The organism is Kitasatospora sp. NPDC052868, from assembly GCF_044547105.1.
Taxonomy (GTDB): Bacteria; Actinomycetota; Actinomycetes; order Streptomycetales; family Streptomycetaceae; genus Kitasatospora.
Genome location: NZ_JBITZW010000020.1, coordinates 128,354 through 142,475, shown reverse-complemented (window position 1 = coordinate 142,475; position 14,122 = coordinate 128,354). Strand labels below are relative to the sequence as shown.

At 74.7% G+C, this 14,122-nt stretch carries 15 protein-coding genes and 1 riboswitch; of the genes, 8 read left to right on the top strand and 7 right to left on the bottom strand.

Going from position 1 to position 14,122, the window contains the following annotated elements; translation table 11 throughout:
- Positions 1 to 624: amidohydrolase family protein (locus tag ACIGZJ_RS28080; RefSeq protein ID WP_396459845.1), on the top strand; the 624-nt coding region annotated here is incomplete at its 5' end.
- A 12-nt stretch (positions 625 to 636) separates the two neighbouring features.
- On the opposite strand, the gene ACIGZJ_RS28075 is transcribed toward ACIGZJ_RS28080, so the two are convergent.
- Positions 637 to 1,452, bottom strand: coding sequence for a class I SAM-dependent methyltransferase (locus tag ACIGZJ_RS28075; protein WP_396459844.1), 816 nt, complete (start codon positions 1,450 to 1,452; stop codon positions 637 to 639).
- A 233-nt stretch (positions 1,453 to 1,685) separates the two neighbouring features.
- On the opposite strand from ACIGZJ_RS28075, the gene ACIGZJ_RS28070 reads away from it, so the two are divergent.
- Positions 1,686 to 2,819, top strand: coding sequence for a DUF6745 domain-containing protein (locus ACIGZJ_RS28070; RefSeq protein ID WP_396459843.1), 1,134 nt, complete (start codon positions 1,686 to 1,688; stop codon positions 2,817 to 2,819).
- A 104-nt stretch (positions 2,820 to 2,923) separates the two neighbouring features.
- Here ACIGZJ_RS28070 and ACIGZJ_RS28065 read toward each other — a convergent pair whose 3' ends face one another.
- Together ACIGZJ_RS28065 and ACIGZJ_RS28060 are read right to left on the bottom strand one after the other, a co-directional pair.
- Positions 2,924 to 3,136 (bottom strand): hypothetical protein, encoded by a 213-nt coding sequence (locus ACIGZJ_RS28065; RefSeq protein ID WP_396459842.1) that lies wholly within the window; start codon positions 3,134 to 3,136, stop codon positions 2,924 to 2,926.
- 219 nt (positions 3,137 to 3,355) lie between these two features.
- The gene (locus tag ACIGZJ_RS28060) at positions 3,356 to 3,820 is read right to left on the bottom strand and encodes a winged helix-turn-helix transcriptional regulator (protein ID WP_396459841.1); all 465 of its coding nucleotides are present in this window, start codon (positions 3,818 to 3,820) and stop codon (positions 3,356 to 3,358) included.
- Positions 3,821 to 3,912: 92 nt separating this feature from the next.
- On the opposite strand from ACIGZJ_RS28060, the gene ACIGZJ_RS28055 reads away from it, so the two are divergent.
- Entirely contained in the window at positions 3,913 to 4,752 is an 840-nt protein-coding gene (locus tag ACIGZJ_RS28055; protein ID WP_396459840.1) for an SDR family oxidoreductase, read from the top strand.
- A 43-nt stretch (positions 4,753 to 4,795) separates the two neighbouring features.
- Here ACIGZJ_RS28055 and ACIGZJ_RS28050 read toward each other — a convergent pair whose 3' ends face one another.
- Complete coding sequence (locus tag ACIGZJ_RS28050; protein ID WP_396459839.1) at positions 4,796 to 6,277, bottom strand: bifunctional phosphatase PAP2/diacylglycerol kinase family protein; 1,482 nt, start codon at positions 6,275 to 6,277, stop codon at positions 4,796 to 4,798.
- A 190-nt stretch (positions 6,278 to 6,467) separates the two neighbouring features.
- Between ACIGZJ_RS28050 and ACIGZJ_RS28045 the strand changes: the two genes are divergently transcribed.
- A complete protein-coding gene (locus ACIGZJ_RS28045; protein ID WP_396459838.1) occupies positions 6,468 to 7,112 on the top strand; it encodes a lysophospholipid acyltransferase family protein in 645 nt (214 codons plus the stop codon).
- Positions 7,113 to 7,182: 70 nt separating this feature from the next.
- On the opposite strand, the gene ACIGZJ_RS28040 is transcribed toward ACIGZJ_RS28045, so the two are convergent.
- A complete protein-coding gene (locus tag ACIGZJ_RS28040; protein ID WP_396459837.1) occupies positions 7,183 to 7,785 on the bottom strand; it encodes a hypothetical protein in 603 nt (200 codons plus the stop codon).
- A 239-nt stretch (positions 7,786 to 8,024) separates the two neighbouring features.
- Between ACIGZJ_RS28040 and ACIGZJ_RS28035 the strand changes: the two genes are divergently transcribed.
- Both ACIGZJ_RS28035 and chrA read left to right on the top strand, forming a co-directional pair.
- Entirely contained in the window at positions 8,025 to 8,795 is a 771-nt protein-coding gene (locus ACIGZJ_RS28035) for a class I SAM-dependent methyltransferase (RefSeq protein ID WP_396459836.1), read from the top strand.
- Between the two features lie 95 nt (positions 8,796 to 8,890).
- Positions 8,891 to 10,093 (top strand): chromate efflux transporter, encoded by a 1,203-nt coding sequence (chrA, locus tag ACIGZJ_RS28030; protein WP_396459835.1) that lies wholly within the window; start codon positions 8,891 to 8,893, stop codon positions 10,091 to 10,093.
- Positions 10,094 to 10,164: 71 nt separating this feature from the next.
- On the opposite strand, the gene ACIGZJ_RS28025 is transcribed toward chrA, so the two are convergent.
- Together ACIGZJ_RS28025 and ACIGZJ_RS28020 are read right to left on the bottom strand one after the other, a co-directional pair.
- Positions 10,165 to 10,698 (bottom strand): GNAT family N-acetyltransferase, encoded by a 534-nt coding sequence (locus ACIGZJ_RS28025; RefSeq protein ID WP_396459834.1) that lies wholly within the window; start codon positions 10,696 to 10,698, stop codon positions 10,165 to 10,167.
- A 168-nt stretch (positions 10,699 to 10,866) separates the two neighbouring features.
- Positions 10,867 to 11,121: a LapA family protein gene (locus ACIGZJ_RS28020; RefSeq protein WP_396459833.1), complete on the bottom strand. Its 255-nt coding sequence runs from the start codon at positions 11,119 to 11,121 to the stop codon at positions 10,867 to 10,869.
- 211 nt (positions 11,122 to 11,332) lie between these two features.
- On the opposite strand from ACIGZJ_RS28020, the gene ACIGZJ_RS28015 reads away from it, so the two are divergent.
- Both ACIGZJ_RS28015 and ACIGZJ_RS28010 read left to right on the top strand, forming a co-directional pair.
- Positions 11,333 to 12,238, top strand: a complete 906-nt coding sequence (locus ACIGZJ_RS28015; RefSeq protein WP_396459832.1) for a RimK family alpha-L-glutamate ligase — start codon at positions 11,333 to 11,335, stop codon at positions 12,236 to 12,238.
- Positions 12,239 to 12,381: 143 nt separating this feature from the next.
- Positions 12,382 to 12,555, top strand: a riboswitch (M-box (ykoK) riboswitch).
- Positions 12,556 to 12,939: 384 nt separating this feature from the next.
- Entirely contained in the window at positions 12,940 to 14,115 is a 1,176-nt protein-coding gene (locus tag ACIGZJ_RS28010) for a magnesium and cobalt transport protein CorA (RefSeq protein ID WP_396459831.1), read from the top strand.
- Positions 14,116 to 14,122 lie beyond the last annotated feature (7 nt).

Sequence of the window (14,122 nt, the reverse complement as noted above, 5' to 3'; positions counted from 1 at the left end):
GACTCCGACTACGCCAAGACCCTGGAGGCGATCGAGGCCGGCGCCACCGTCGCCACCCACCTGTTCAACGCCATGCCCGGCATCGCCCACCGCGCCCCCGGGCCGATCGTGGCGCTGCTGGAGGACGAGCGGGTCACCGTCGAGCTCATCAACGACGGCATCCACCTGCACCCCTCGGTCCTCGACCTGGCCTACGGCACCGCCGGCGCCTCCCGGGTCGCCCTGATCACCGACGCGATGGGCGCCGCCGGCATGGGCGACGGCCTCTACCCCCTCGGCCCCCTCCAGGTCGAGGTCAGGAACGGCGTCGCCATGCTCACCGACGGCAGCTCCATCGCCGGCTCCACGCTGACGCTCGATGCCGCCCTCCGCCGCTCGGTGACCGTCAACGGGCTCTCCCTGGACCAGGCCGTGGAGTCGCTCTGCGCCGTCCCCGCCCGGCTGCTCGGCCTGGCCGACTCGGTCGGCTCGCTGGAGACCGGCAAGAACGCCGACCTGGTCGTCCTCGACTCCGACACCCACGACCTGGTCGCCGTGATGCGCCGCGGCCGCTGGATCACCGGCGGAGACGGACTCACCCGGGCCGGGCACCCGGCAACGGCCTCGGCGGCGGGCGGGCGCTAGGCCGGACAGGGCCTAGGCCGGCTTCACCGCGCGGAGCGAGTAGATCAGCGGGACGCGGGGGTGGCCCGCCGGGAAGCGGTAGCCGTTGCCGGGCTGGAGCACGGGGAAGCGGGGGAACAGCGTGAAGTCGTGCTCGTGCAGGAACTCCAGGCGCAGACCGGCGGCGGTCAGCGCGCTGACGACCTCGCCGATTCCGTGCTGCCACTCGACCGTCAGGTTCGCGGTGGTCGCCGCGTTCAGGTCGGCGTAGGTGCCGGGCTCGTCCCAGACGAAGGGCTCGCGCTGGAAGTAGTCGCTCTCGACGGTCAGGCCGTCCTCGGCCAGGACGTCGGAGAACGGGTGGAACTCCGCCAGGTAGAGGAAGCCGCCCGGCGCGACGAGCTCGGCGGCCGTCCGGGCCCAGCGGTCGATGTCGGGGAGCCAGCACAGCGCACCCAGACCGGTGTAGACGATGTCGAACGTCTGCTTGTCGAGCGCGTCGACGGCGTCGTACACGTCGGAGGTGACGAACCGGGCCGTGGTGGCGCCGATCCGCTCGGCGAGGCCGCCGGCCGCCTCCACCGCGGGCGCTGAGAAGTCCAGGCCGGTGACGGTGGCCCCGCGCCGCGCCCAGGACAGCGTGTCCAGGCCGATGTGGCACTGGAGGTGCAGCAGGGTCCTGCCGGTGACATCGCCGACCTCGGCGAGCTCGAACGCCCGAAGCGGGTCCTTCCCGGCGACGAAGCCGGGGACGTCGTAGAAGTCGCCGGAGACGTGGATCGGGACGCGCTCGTCCCAGTTGGCGCGGTTGGCCGCGCGCCAGTCGGCGGGAGGCGGGATCTTCGTCATGAACGTCACGCTAACCAGCGGCCAGGACGGCGCTCAAGCCCATTTTCAGCGGTTCGGGCGGTCCGGCAGGCTCGCCGCCCCGGCGCGGTCCGGGGCCGGGCGGCGGGAGGGCGCCGGTGTCAGACCCGGCGTCCATGATGATCGGGAGCCGAGGGGCTCAGGGGCACACCGGACGTGGACCGGACGGGGTGTCCACGGCGGCCGGGCAGGCCGCGGTGCGAGGGGAGAGCGTGATGACGGTGCAGCAGACGGCCGGGACGGGTGAGGCGACGGCCCGCTGGCGGGCGAGCGCGGCGGCCACCGGCCCGGGCGACCGGGCGGCGGTCGAGCGCGCGGTGCGGGCCGCCTACCGCGCGGCCGGGCTGGCCGAGCCGGAGGCGGTCCGCTGGTTCGGCTCGCCGCAGGCGGCGGCGCAGGCCGCGCTGGAGCTGCGGGCCGGCGGCGCGGTGAGCGTGCGCGAGGCCGTCCGGACCAGGCCGTGGGAGGCCGCCCGGCGCCGGGCCGTCGAGCAGGTCGGCGCAGCGGGCTGGGCGCCGCTCTGGGGGCTCACCGGCGGGGAGCTCGGACCGGTGGCCAACGCACTGGCCGGCCGGATCCGCGACGCGGTCCTCGACCGGCTGGCCCCCGAGGCCGACATCGAGGAGGGTCCGGACGACGTGGTCGAGGCCGCCAGGGCCCGCCGCACGGCCGTCCGGCTCGGACTGCTCGACGCTGTCCGGGGCCAGCACGACGCGCCCTGGTTCGCGGCCTTCGACGCGGCCGGCATCGCCCTGGCCGCCCCCGACGCGGACCAGGTCGGGGCCCGCGGCGCCGACCCCGACGCGGTGGGCATCGCCGCCCTCGCCGAGGTGGCGCGCGGCGCCGGCTGGTGGTGGCCGTACGAGCGGGTGGCCCTGGTCAGCGAGCGGCCCCTCGAACTGCACCGCGACGAGGCCGGGCGACTCGACCGCGCCGACGGTCCGGCCCTCGCCTACGCCGACGGCTTCGCCCTGCACGCGTGGCGCGGCATGCCCGTCCCGGCCGACTTCCTCGGCGGCCTCGGCACCGTCACCGTCGAGCGGATCCGCGAGGAGGAGAACGCCGAGCTGCGCCGCGTCATGCTGGAGCACTACGGCTACGAGCGCTATCTGGCGGACTCCGGCGCCGAGCCGCTGCACCGGGACGAGACCGGTGTGCTGTGGCGGATCCAACTGCCGGACGACGAGCCGGTGGTGATGGTCGAGGTGGTCAACTCGACGGCCGAACCGGACGGCACCTTCCGCACCTACTGGCTGCGGGTCCCGCCGAGCACCCGCACCGCCCGGGCCGGGGTGGCCTGGACGTTCGGCATACCGGAGGCCGAGTACCACCCCCAGCGCGAGACCTGAGGCCCGGAGCCGCTGCCCTGCCCGCGATGCCTTGCGGCCCGGCGCACGCGGAACCGCCCGCACCCCGGTGGGTGCGGGCGGTTCCGTTCGCGGTGGGGCGGGGATCAGGGGGCCTCGCCGTTGAAGGAGCCGACCACGTTGTCGCCACCGACGTTGAAGATGTCACCGCCGGCGAGCTGGTTGCCGGTGCCGATCACGGTGATGGTGGTGACGACCACCTCCGTGTTGTCGCCGCTCTCGGCGAAGGCCTGGGTGGGAACGGCGATGGCGCCGGCGGCCGCGAGGAGGACGGCGAAGGTGCGGACGGTGCGGTACATGGAGCAATCCCTTCGTAGGCTAACTTGCTCTGCACACTAGGGAGTCGAAGGTGCGGGCCGGGGGCAATGTCACTCGGATGGCTTGTGGTGCGTGTCGCTCCGCACGGCCGGTCGTTCCCGCAGGGTGCCGACCCTATCCGGCGGCCGTACGGGAACGGCGGCAGGCCGCGCGAGGGCCCTGCCCGCTTCACCCGCGACCGGGCCGCCGCCGACCGGCCGTCACCCGGGACGCCGGTCCGCCTCCGCCTCGGCCTCTTTCTCCGCCGCCGCGGCTACCGGATCGGGCCGGTCGGCGCCGGCGCCGGCGCCGGCGCCGGCACCGCCGACCGGCGGCAGCCGTCGGGTGATCCGGTCGAACAGCTCCGTCAGCGGTTCGCCCACCTCGTGGCCGAACCCGGTGAGGCCGTAGGTGACCTGAGGCGGCGTCGTCGGCTCGACCCTCCGCCAGACCAGGCCGTCCTGGACCAGCGCCCGCAGGGTCTGGGCGAGCATCTTCTCGCTGATGCCGCGGATGCCGTCGCGCAGCTCGAAGAAGCGAAGGTCGGTGCTCCGCAGGGAGATCAGCACCCAGACGCCCCACCTGCTGGTGACGTGGTCGACCACGTCGCGCGCGGGGCAGTCGGTGTGAAACACGTCATACCGGCTGCCCGCCTCGACCCCTCTGGACTGCACGCCTCCCACCATGCCATGAGCTTACCCCCGGGTATGTCCTTACCAGGAGTTAGCCCACCCTCCTAGCGTCGGAGCCACCGAGGACATCTGACGAGGAGCTGATCATGATCGTGGTGACCGGAGCGACCGGGAACATCGGCCGGCCGTTGGTGCAGGCGCTGGCCGTGGCGGGGCAGCAGGTGACGGCGGTGTCGCGGCACCCGGCGGCGGTGCCGAACGGTGTCCGCCATCTGGTGGCGGACCTTGCCAGGCCGGCCGAGCTCAAGCCCGCGCTGGCCCGGGCGACGGCGCTCTTCCTGCTGCTCTCCGGCGATCTGCACGCCGCCGGGGCCGACCCTGCCGACCTCATCGGCGAGGCCGCGGTCGCCGGAGTCCGGCGGGTCGTGCTGCTCTCCAGCCAGGGCGTGGTGACCAGGCCCTTCGGGCCGACGCGGATCGCGATGCGCGAACTCGAGGACACCATGCGGGAATCCGGTGTGGAGTGGGCGATCCTGCAACCGGGCGGCTTCGCCTCCAACGCGCTCTGGTGGGCCGAGTCCGTCCGTACGCGGGGGCTCGTCGCCGCGCCCTTCGGTGATGTCGGCGTGCCGCTCGTCGACCCGTCGGACATCGCGGCGGTCGCGGCGGCCTGCCTGCTGGACGATCGGCACCACGGTGGCGTGTACCAGCTGACCGGCCCCGAGGTGATCACACCGCGTCGGCAGGCGGCCGCGATCGCCGACGTGCTGGGCTCGCCGGTGCGGTTCCACGAGCTCACCCGCGCCGAGGCCGGGGCCGCCATGAGCCGGGTCATGCCGGTGGAGCTCGCCGACGACACCCTGGACATCCTCGGCGAACCGAACCCGGCCGAACTGCGCATCAGCCCGGACGTCCAGCGGGTCCTCGGCCGCGCCCCGCGCCCCTTCTCCGCCTGGGCCGCCCGCAACGTCGCGGCCTTCCGATAGCCCGTGCCCGAGGGACGGGCGTACCGGGACTGTCGGACAGGCCCTATGCGGGTGAGGGCCGGTACACCGTCAGGGCGTTGGGCATCTTCGCCAGCCGCAGCGCGCCCGCCGCCGGGAGGCTCTCGCCGTCCACGGCGATGTGCTCGGCGTCGCCGAGGGCGTCGAGGTCGAGGGCGGTCAGCCGGGCGGCGCGGTAGACCCGGGAGCGGTCGAGGGTGCCGGAGAGGAACGCCGCCGCCAGCCTGGTCCGGGCGAACCGGCTGCCGCCGTCTACCACGCGGATGTCGAGCAGGCCGTCGGCCAGACCGGTCCGGCGGGTGGGGGCGAAGCCCGGCGGGTCGTAGGCGCCGTTGCCCGCGAACAGCAGCCAGAGGCGGCGGCTGCGGCCCGCCGCCTCGACGGTGACCGGTTCGGCGTGGGCCAGGGCCCGGGCGACGGCCACCGCCAGGGCCGGCCACTTGCCGATCCGGCCCTCCAACGACTCGCGCAGCCGGACGAGTTCGGGGTAGACGCCGAGGCTGAAGGTGTTCAGGAACACCCGCCGCTCGGTGTCGTCGACGGCCAGGCCCAGGTCCACCCCGCAGGCGGCGCCGGCCTCGACGGCGGCCGCGGTCGCGTCGGGGGAGTCGATGCCGAGGTCCAGCGCGAAGTGGTTGAGCGTGCCGCCGGGGAAGACCGCCAGCGGCAGGCCGCGTTCGACCGCCAGTGAGGCGGCGAGGTTGACGCTGCCGTCGCCGCCGCAGACGCCGAGCGCGCCCTTGGCCGCCGCTGCACGGTCGGCCGCGTCGGCGAGCAGTGCGGGCAGGTCGTCGTCGGGGCCGCAGAGCCGGACGTCGGCGCGGGGGAGCAGGGCGCGCAGCCCGGCCACCGTGTCCTCGGGGCCGGTCGGCAGCAGCGCGCCGTTGCCGGAGCCGCTGTTGACCACCAGGAACAGGCCGGATCCCCGGGCGAGGGCCGGGGCCGGCCGGCGCGGCGGACCGGCGGGGACGGGCCCCTCGGCCGAGCGCGGCCACCAGCGCAGGGTCAGCGCCGCCATGGCCGAGCCCAGCGCGAAGCCCGCCAGCACGTCGCCCGGGTAGTGCGCGCCCGTGTACACCCGGGACGCGCCCACGGCGGCCGCGATCGGCGCGACGGCGGCCCCCAGCAGCGGTGACTCGATCGCGACACCCGCCGCGAAGGCCGCCGCCGAGGCGGAGTGCCCGGACGGGAAGGAGGTCGTGACGGGCTGTCGGAGCAGCAGCCGCGGGGCGGGTACCTGGTCCAGCAGCGGACGCGGGCGCCGGGTCAGCTGCTTGGCGGCGATGTTGGCCGTCGCCGAGGCGAGCGCCAGCGACCCGATGCCGCGCAGCGCCGCCCGCCGTCCGGTCCGCCCGCCGACCGCGCCGAGTACGGCGGCGGCGGACAGCCAGAGCACCCCGTGGTCGGCGGCCCGGCTCAGGCCGCGCAGCCAGGGGCGGGCGCCGTGCAGGCGCGCCAGCGCCACTCGGTCGAACAGGGCCCGGTCCACCGCGTCGAGTCGCCTCATCCCTTGAGCCTAGGCCCTCCCTTTCGGAACAGCGCGCGGCTTACCGCTCTCCGGCGGGGCGCGGAACACGGGCCGGACCGGCGCCGGTTGCAGGGTTGAGTACGGGTACTCAGGCGGGGGGCGGCCGTCGGCGAGGAGGCTGGTCCTGCGACCGATCCCGCCCATCCTGCCCCTAAGGACCACGAACGCCATGCTCAGCCGAACCGCCGCCGCCCTCGTCCCCGCCTTCGGCCGCCTGACGGTCAGCAGCGACCCCGGCGCCGGCCTCGCCCCGGGCAGCATCGTGGTGGCGAACCACACCTCACTCGCGGACCCCGCGATCGTGCTGGCCGCGCTGCACCGCCTGGACGTGCGGCCGGTGGTGCTGGCGGCGGCGGGGCTGTGGCGCGTCCCGCTGCTGGGCGGGGTGCTGCGGCGGGAGGGCCACATCCCGGTGCACCGCGGCAGCGAGCGGGCGGCCGAGGCACTGGACGCCGCCGCGGACGCGCTGACCCGCGGGCGGCTGGTGCTCATCTACGGCGAGGGCGGACTGCCGCGCCGCCGGGACTCGGGCGAGCTGGCGCCGGGCCCGTTCCGTACCGGCCCCGCCCGGTTGGCCCGGGCCACCGGCGCCCCCGTCGTCCCGCTCGGCCAGGCGGGCGCCCGCCGGGTGGGCTCCGGCGGCGCCGCGAAGCAGCTGGCCGGCCTGGCCACGGCGCCGCTGCGGCGGCCCGCCCTGCACGTCCACCTGGGTGCGCCGCTGCACCTGCCGGAGGACACCGCCGCCGCCACCGCGGACGCGCACGGTGCGGTGACCAGGGCGTGGGCGGTCGCCGCGCAGCGCGCGGCCGGCTGAGGCCGGTCGGCCACACGGCGGTCGGTGGATGCGACGGAGGCACCGCAGGGGTCTGCGGTGCCTCCGGGGGTCAGGCGCGGACCAGGACCCAGGCGCCGAGGCCGCTGCACCCGCCGGCGCTGTAGGTGGTGGCCCGCCAGCCGGCCGGGATGGGCGAGCCCGGGCAGGTCCACAGGCCGTTGCGCGCGAGGTTGTGCCGCCAGGCCCCGACCCCGTTGCAGCCGTTGACGATGTAGTCGGTGATGACGTACCCGCTGATGACCGGTGACCCGCCGCAGGTCCAGATGCCGTCCTTGGGGAGGCTGTGCCGCCAGGAGCCGATGCCGTTGCAGCCGCTCTGGATGTGGTCGGAGATGACGTACCCGGGGACGATCGGCGAGCCCGAACAGGTCCAGATGCCGTCCTTGACCGGCTCCTGGTACCAGGAGCCGTTGCCGTTGCAGCCGGTCCGGTCGTAGAGGGTGATGACCCATCCGGACTGGACGGGCGCTCCGCCGCAGGCCCACTTGCCGGGACCGCCCCAGCCCGCCGGCTTGGCCGCCGCGCTCGACGTCCCGGCGGCGGTGCCCGCGAGGACGAAGGCCGCGACGAGTGCGAGGGCGCCCAGAGTGGCGCCGACGCCCCTGCGGACGACGGCAGTTGTCAGGTGCTTCCACAAGTGACGTGCCAGCATGGTTAATTCACTCCACTCCTAGCGGCGGGCACGCCTGAGACGGCCCGTTGACGAGGGAAACCGGGATGGAACGGGCCTCACTGTATGCGGGGATCGTGTGCGCAGGATGGGTGGATCAGATGAACTGACAATCTTGACCTAAAGCTGACATGGGCACGGGGAGCGCGGCCCGTGGCCAGTGGCGGGCGCGTCCTGGAAACCCGGTTGGCCCGCGGGGCGACCGCGGGGATGATGAAGCCATGCCCGGTACACGAACGTTCGAAGAGCTGATCGCCGAGGCCGAGGCGGTGTCCGTCGACGGCTGGGACTTCTCCTGGCTGGACGGCCGGGCCACCGAGCAGCGGCCGTCCTGGGGCTACCAGCGACTGCTCGGCGGGCGCCTCGCATCGGCGTCGGCGGCGCTGGACATCCAGACCGGTGGCGGCGAGGTGCTGGCCGGAGCGGGGAGCCTGCCGCCCGCGATGGTCGCCACCGAGTCCTGGCCGCCGAACGTCGCCAAGGCGACCGCGCTGCTGCACCCGCTGGGCGCCGTCGTGGTCGCCGATCCGGACGAGCCGCCGCTGCCCTTCGCGGACGAGGCCTTCGACCTGGTGACCAGCCGGCACCCGGCGACGGTGTGGTGGACGGAGATCGCCAGGGTCCTGCGCCCGGGCGGCACCTACTTCGCGCAGCACGTCGGACCGGCCTCGGTGTTCGAACTGGTGGAGTACTTCCTCGGCCCGCAGCCCGAGGCCCGCCTGGCCCGCCGACCCGAGACCGAGAGCGCCGCCGCCCGGGCGGCCGGGCTGGAGGTGGTCGACCTGCGCTCCGAGCGGCTGCGGACGGAGTTCCGCGACATCGGGGCGGTGGTCTACTTCCTGCGGAAGGTGATCTGGATGGTCCCCGGCTTCACCGTCGGGGCGTACCTCGACCGGCTGCGCGAGCTGGACGCGCTGATCCGCTCGCAGGGGCCGTTCGTCGCGCACTCCGCACGCTTCCTGATCGAGGCGCGCAAGCCCGGCCGCCCCTGACGTCGGCGCCGACTGCTCGGACACCGGGCAGGGGCCCGCCCCGGCCGTTCAACTCCCGCCGATAAGGTCCTGGGGCCGTACCGGGATCGGGTGACATGGGAGATGAGCGGAACGTGGCGCTGGACGAGGGCCGACCGGGACCGGCCCGGGTGGGGCTGGGCACCATAGCGCGGGAGTGGGGCCGGATCGGCTGCACCGGCTTCGGCGGCCCGCCCGCCCACATCGCGCTGCTGCGCCGACTGTGCGTGGACCGGCGGCGGTGGATCCCGGCGACGGAGTTCGAGGACGCGATCACCGCGACCAACCTGCTCCCCGGCCCGGCCTCCACCCAGCTGGCGATCCTCACCGCCTGGCGGCTGCGCGGGGTGCCGGGCGCCCTGGTCGGCGGGGTCTGCTTCATCCTGCCCGGCCTGGTGCTGATCCTGGCCCTGGCGGCGCTCTTCCTCTCCGGACGCCCGCCGCTCTGGGTGCGCGGCGCGGCGGCCGGGGCGGGATCGGCCGTGGCGGCCGTCGCCCTGCACGCGGCCTGGTCACTCGTCCCGGCGAGCCGGCAGCGGGCCGGCCGGGCGCTCCCGGCCCGCGCGCGCTGGCTCGGCTACGCGCTCGTGGGCGGGGCGGCCGCCGCGCTGACCGGACCGTGGCTCGTCCTGGTCCTGCTCGCGGCCGGTCTCACCGAGGTCGCCGTACGCACCGGTGGGCCGCAGAGCACGCGGCGCCGGGCCACGGCGGGCTGGCCGGTCCTGGCCGCCGCCCCGGCGCTCGGCGGCGGCCTGCCGGCCCTGGCCTGGGTGGCGCTCAAGGTCGGCGCGCTGTCCTACGGCGGCGGGTTCGTCATCATCCCGCTGATGCAGGCCGACGCGGTCGATCACTACCGCTGGCTGGACGACGGCCAGTTCCTCAACGCCGTCGCCCTCGGCCAGATCACCCCCGGGCCGGTGGTGCAGACCGTCGCCGTGGTCGGCTACGCCGCCGCCGGGGTGTGGGGCGGACTGTTCGCGGCCGCGCTGGCCTTCGCCCCGTCGTTCCTGTTCGTGCTCCTCGGCGGGCGGCACTTCGACGGCGTGCGGGCCAGCGAGCGGGTGCAGGCCTTCTTCACCGGCGCCGGCCCGGCGGTGATCGGCGCCATCGCGGGGTCGGCGATCCCGCTCACGCTGGCCCTGCGCCACGGGTGGCAGTACGCCGTGCTGGCCGGCGCCGCGCTGTGGCTGCTGGCCGCCCGCCGGGGGGTGGTCAGCGCCCTGCTGGGGGCGGGGGCGCTCGGCGTCGCGGCGGCGCTGGCCGGCGGGCCCGTCGGCTGACACGTACCGCGACGCACCGTGACTGGCCGTGACGGGCTGCGGAAGGCTGCGCGGGCCCCGAGGGCGTCCGGTCAGCCGGGCAGGTCGCTGGGGCGGATCCGGTAGACCTGCAGGCTGAGCCCGTAGTACTTGGTGGTCTCGCCCACCCACTCCATCCCCAGCCGCTTCGCCATGGAGATGGCGCGGACGTTGTTCGGCCGGGCGACCGCGAAGAGCTCCTCGGCTTCCTGCGTGAAGGCCCAGGCGATCAGGGCGCGCCCGGCCTCGACGGCGTAGCCCTTCCCCCAGGCGCCGGGGGCGAGCTGCCAGCTCATCTCCAGATCGTCCTCGTACGGCGGCAGCAGCCGGATGCCGAGGCCGCCGACGACCGCGTCGTCCTCCTTGCGCTGGACGGCCCAGCGTCCCCGGGGCACCGGCAGGTTCGGCTGCGCCTCCTGCCAGGCCTGGAGGACGGAGCGCATCGCCGCCACGTCGCCGACACGGTCCATCGCCGGGGTGAGCCAGCGCGCGACCTCCGGCGAGCCGTAGATCTCCAGCGCCTGCTCGGCGTCGTCGATGGACCAGTCCCGGATGATGAGCCGCTCGGTGGTCAACGAGATGTCCATGGGCCGGCACCCTTCTCGGTCGTCCCCGTGGCCATCATGCCTCCGGCCGTCGGCGTCTGCGCGAGGAGACCGCGGCGGGGGACACCTCGGACAGCGGCGCCTCGTGTGGGACGGGCCGGTCGAGTAGAGCGGGCCCGTACCCGAAGCGTCGCGGCCGGCCCGGGCGGCTCAGCCCTTCGACCGGCGGCGGGCGATGAAGAAACCGAGGATCATCCCCGTCAGCAGCGTCACGGCGAGGACCGCCCACAGCGGCAGGGTGACGGTGGCGACCCACAACTTGATGGAGACCGATCCGGTGTTGGCCGCGATGAACCAGACGGCGAGCACGGCAAGAACGGCCACCCCGATCGTACGCAGCCGCACATTCCGCCCCTTGACCGTGAGGGTCGACGGGCGATGCGGCGGTGGAGTGTTCTGCGCCATTCCCCCAGTATGGGGCGCTGCGCTGGTTCGGGCCTGTCCACAGCGGGGGGCGGAGGCCGGGACGGGCGGAGGCGCCGGGCCGCCGCGAGCCGCGCCGGGGTACCCCGGCCGGGTTTCCGGCCACCGGGGCCCGAATGGCCGACGGCGCACCCTTGCCGGGGCTGGTCGCGGGCTGTTCCATGGCCGCATGGGCCGACCCGAGCTAGTTCTCATGACTGATCACAGCTCGACCGAAGGCAGCCGGGAGACGCTGGCCACCGCCGTGCAGATGCTCACCGGCAGGACGCCCGTGCTGTTGGACGCGCGTCACTTCATGACCGGCGGATCCGGCCGGATCGGCGGAGCCGACGGCCTCCTCCACCTCGAAGTGCCCTCCGCCGGACGGGCCGTGACAGCGGAGGCGGTCCTGGTCTACGAGATCCCGCCGCACCGCCGCCGGGACTTCACGGCCTGCCAGCGGCGGCTGCGCAGGCACGGCGCCCGCTCGTTCGGCACCGACGCGGACGCCTGGCGGGCGGCCACCGAGAAGGACCGCACGGTCGAGCGGTTCACCCGGGACGGCATCCCGCACATGCCCACCATCACGCTCTCCCGGCCGACCCCGGAGGCCGCAGCCGACGCCTTCGACCGCCTCGGCCGCGACGTCTGGGCGCGTCCCACCGTCGGCATGGGCGGCAACGACGTCTTCCACGTCACCAACCACGCCCAACTGGCCGCCGCCGCACGGCACTACGGCGCCTCGGGCGCCGACTGGCTGATCGCCCGCGACGCCGCCAACTACAACGCCGAGGGCCGGCGCCACCAGTACCGGGTGGTGGTCCTCGCCGGGCGCGTGGTCCGCGCGGTGGAGCACGTCCAGCCGGACCCGGACGCCCCCTGCAACGAGAGCCAGGGCGCCGTGTCGACCCTGCTCGCGGTCGGAGACCTGCCCGCCGGGCTCGCCGAACTCGCCGTCCGCGCAACCGAGTCCCTCGGGCTCCCGTTCGCCGGGGTCGACCTGGCCGCGGAGAGCGGCGGCGTGGTCTTCGAGGTCAACGTCCACCCGGTGTTCGGCACCGTCGGCGGCCTGGAGACCGTGGCCATCCCCTACGCCGCCGCGCACCTCGCCCTGTGCTGACGAGGCGGCGGTGCTCCCGGGCGCCGAGCTAGCAGGGGCGTCGGGGCGGCCGCCGCGCGGGCGAAAGGCGGCCTCCGGGCGCCGTGGGCCCGGACCGTGGTCGGAGGTGCCGTCGCGCGGGTACTAGACTCGGTGGAGTTGTGAAGGCACCTCGTTCGGTGAGGCGTCGCCATGGACACAGGCCACTGACCCCACGACGTCGAGAGACGCCCAGGGTCAGGACAGGTCTCCCCGGCCTAAGGGGTGACCCCAAGTGGCTGCACCTTCCGGTGCTACGCCGTGGCGTGCCAAAGCTCTGACGAGATCAGGGGTGCCCACCCGCCTGACCGGCGCACGTGTGCGTGCGCCCGCGGCCGCGCGGTGTGGACGCTCCTGGTGGCCCGGCAAGAGGCGACCCCGCAGGGGCGCCCCGGCGGCGAGGAGGTGAGAGCGGTGGAGAGCAGTAGTCCGGGTCGAAGTCGGCCCTGCCCCAGGACGTCCCCCTTTTCTTCCGGCACCCGGCACCCCTCCTCCCGTACCGCTCCCGCCACCCGCGCCCCCGCACCCCGCCGCTGACCGCGTCGGGCCGTTGCCGGTGCGGACCGCGCGCCGTGCGCGGTGGAGGACGGCCGGCCGCCTGCCACCGCTCCTGCCACCCGCCCCGGGAACACGCCCCGGGCACGCGGCACGGGCGGAGGACCCAGACCCGTGGAGGTACCGCCATGTCCGACTGGCGAGTGCGCGCCGTGCGCGCGAGCAAGCGTCCGTTCTCCCGCTCCCTCACCGCCGTCCGCGTCGAGGACGCACAGCCCGCGCCCGAGCACTCGATGGACCCGAGACCCGACCAGCCCGCCGAGCCCGTCACCCTGGAGCGTTCCGTGGTGGACGCGGCCGTCTACCGGGACGGGCACCGGGTCGAGGCACCCGCCAGCGCGGGCCTGGCCGACATCTACCGGCAACTGCCCGGCAAGCCCGGCACGATGGCCTGGATCGGGCTGTTCCGGCCCGCCGAGGCGCAGCTGCTGGAGGCGGCGGAGCGCTTCGGACTGCACGAGCTGGCGCTCGAGGACGCCATCGTCGCCCACCAGCGGCCCAAGCTGGAGCGCTACGGCGACACGCTCTTCGTGGTGCTGCGCGCCGCCCGCTACCTTGACGACGTGGAGGAGGTCGACTTCGGTGAGATCCACCTCTTCGTCGGCCCGGACTTCGTCCTGACCGTCCGGCACTCGCAGGCCCCGGACCTCTCCGCCGTGCGCCGGCGCCTGGAGGCCGACCCGGAGCTGCTCGCACTCGGACCGGAGGCGGTCCTGTACGCGGTGCTGGACGCCGTGGTCGACGGGTACGCGCCGGTGATCGCCGGGCTCCAGCACGACATCGACGAGATCGAGACCGAGGTGTTCGGCGGCGACCCGCAGGTGTCCCGGCGCATCTACGAGCTCTCGCGCGAGGTCATCGAGTTCCAGCGGGCCACCCGGCCGCTGCTGGAGATCATGAAGAGCCTCGAGGCGGGCTTCGGGAAGTACGGCACCGACGACGAGCTCCAGCGCTACCTGCGCGACGTGGCCGACCACGCGACCTACGCGGCCGAGCGGGTGGACGGCTTCCGGCAGATGCTGCAGAACATCCTCACCGTGAACGCCACGCTGGTCTCGCAGCGGCAGAACGAGGAGATGAAGCAGCTCGCCGAGGCCGGGCACATGCAGAACGACGAGATCAAGAAGATCTCCTCCTGGGCGGCGATCCTGTTCGCGCCGACCCTGATCGGAACCGTCTACGGGATGAACTTCGAGTCCATGCCGGAGCTGAAGTGGGCCTTCGGGTACCCGTTCGCGATCGGGCTGATGGGTCTGGTCTGCACCGGCCTGTACCTGGTGTTCAAGCGCCGCAACTGGCTCTGATGACTGA

Coding starts and splice junctions, on each gene's coding strand:
- ACIGZJ_RS28075 (WP_396459844.1), bottom strand. CDS start 1,452: ATGACGAAGATCCCGCCTCCCGCCGACTGGCGCGCGGCCAACCGCGCC.
- ACIGZJ_RS28070 (WP_396459843.1), top strand. CDS start 1,686: ATGACGGTGCAGCAGACGGCCGGGACGGGTGAGGCGACGGCCCGCTGG.
- ACIGZJ_RS28065 (WP_396459842.1), bottom strand. CDS start 3,136: ATGTACCGCACCGTCCGCACCTTCGCCGTCCTCCTCGCGGCCGCCGGC.
- ACIGZJ_RS28060 (WP_396459841.1), bottom strand. CDS start 3,820: ATGGTGGGAGGCGTGCAGTCCAGAGGGGTCGAGGCGGGCAGCCGGTAT.
- ACIGZJ_RS28055 (WP_396459840.1), top strand. CDS start 3,913: ATGATCGTGGTGACCGGAGCGACCGGGAACATCGGCCGGCCGTTGGTG.
- ACIGZJ_RS28050 (WP_396459839.1), bottom strand. CDS start 6,277: ATGAGGCGACTCGACGCGGTGGACCGGGCCCTGTTCGACCGAGTGGCG.
- ACIGZJ_RS28045 (WP_396459838.1), top strand. CDS start 6,468: ATGCTCAGCCGAACCGCCGCCGCCCTCGTCCCCGCCTTCGGCCGCCTG.
- ACIGZJ_RS28040 (WP_396459837.1), bottom strand. CDS start 7,785: ATGCTGGCACGTCACTTGTGGAAGCACCTGACAACTGCCGTCGTCCGC.
- ACIGZJ_RS28035 (WP_396459836.1), top strand. CDS start 8,025: ATGCCCGGTACACGAACGTTCGAAGAGCTGATCGCCGAGGCCGAGGCG.
- chrA (WP_396459835.1), top strand. CDS start 8,891: ATGGGAGATGAGCGGAACGTGGCGCTGGACGAGGGCCGACCGGGACCG.
- ACIGZJ_RS28025 (WP_396459834.1), bottom strand. CDS start 10,698: ATGGACATCTCGTTGACCACCGAGCGGCTCATCATCCGGGACTGGTCC.
- ACIGZJ_RS28020 (WP_396459833.1), bottom strand. CDS start 11,121: ATGGCGCAGAACACTCCACCGCCGCATCGCCCGTCGACCCTCACGGTC.
- ACIGZJ_RS28015 (WP_396459832.1), top strand. CDS start 11,333: ATGACTGATCACAGCTCGACCGAAGGCAGCCGGGAGACGCTGGCCACC.
- ACIGZJ_RS28010 (WP_396459831.1), top strand. CDS start 12,940: ATGTCCGACTGGCGAGTGCGCGCCGTGCGCGCGAGCAAGCGTCCGTTC.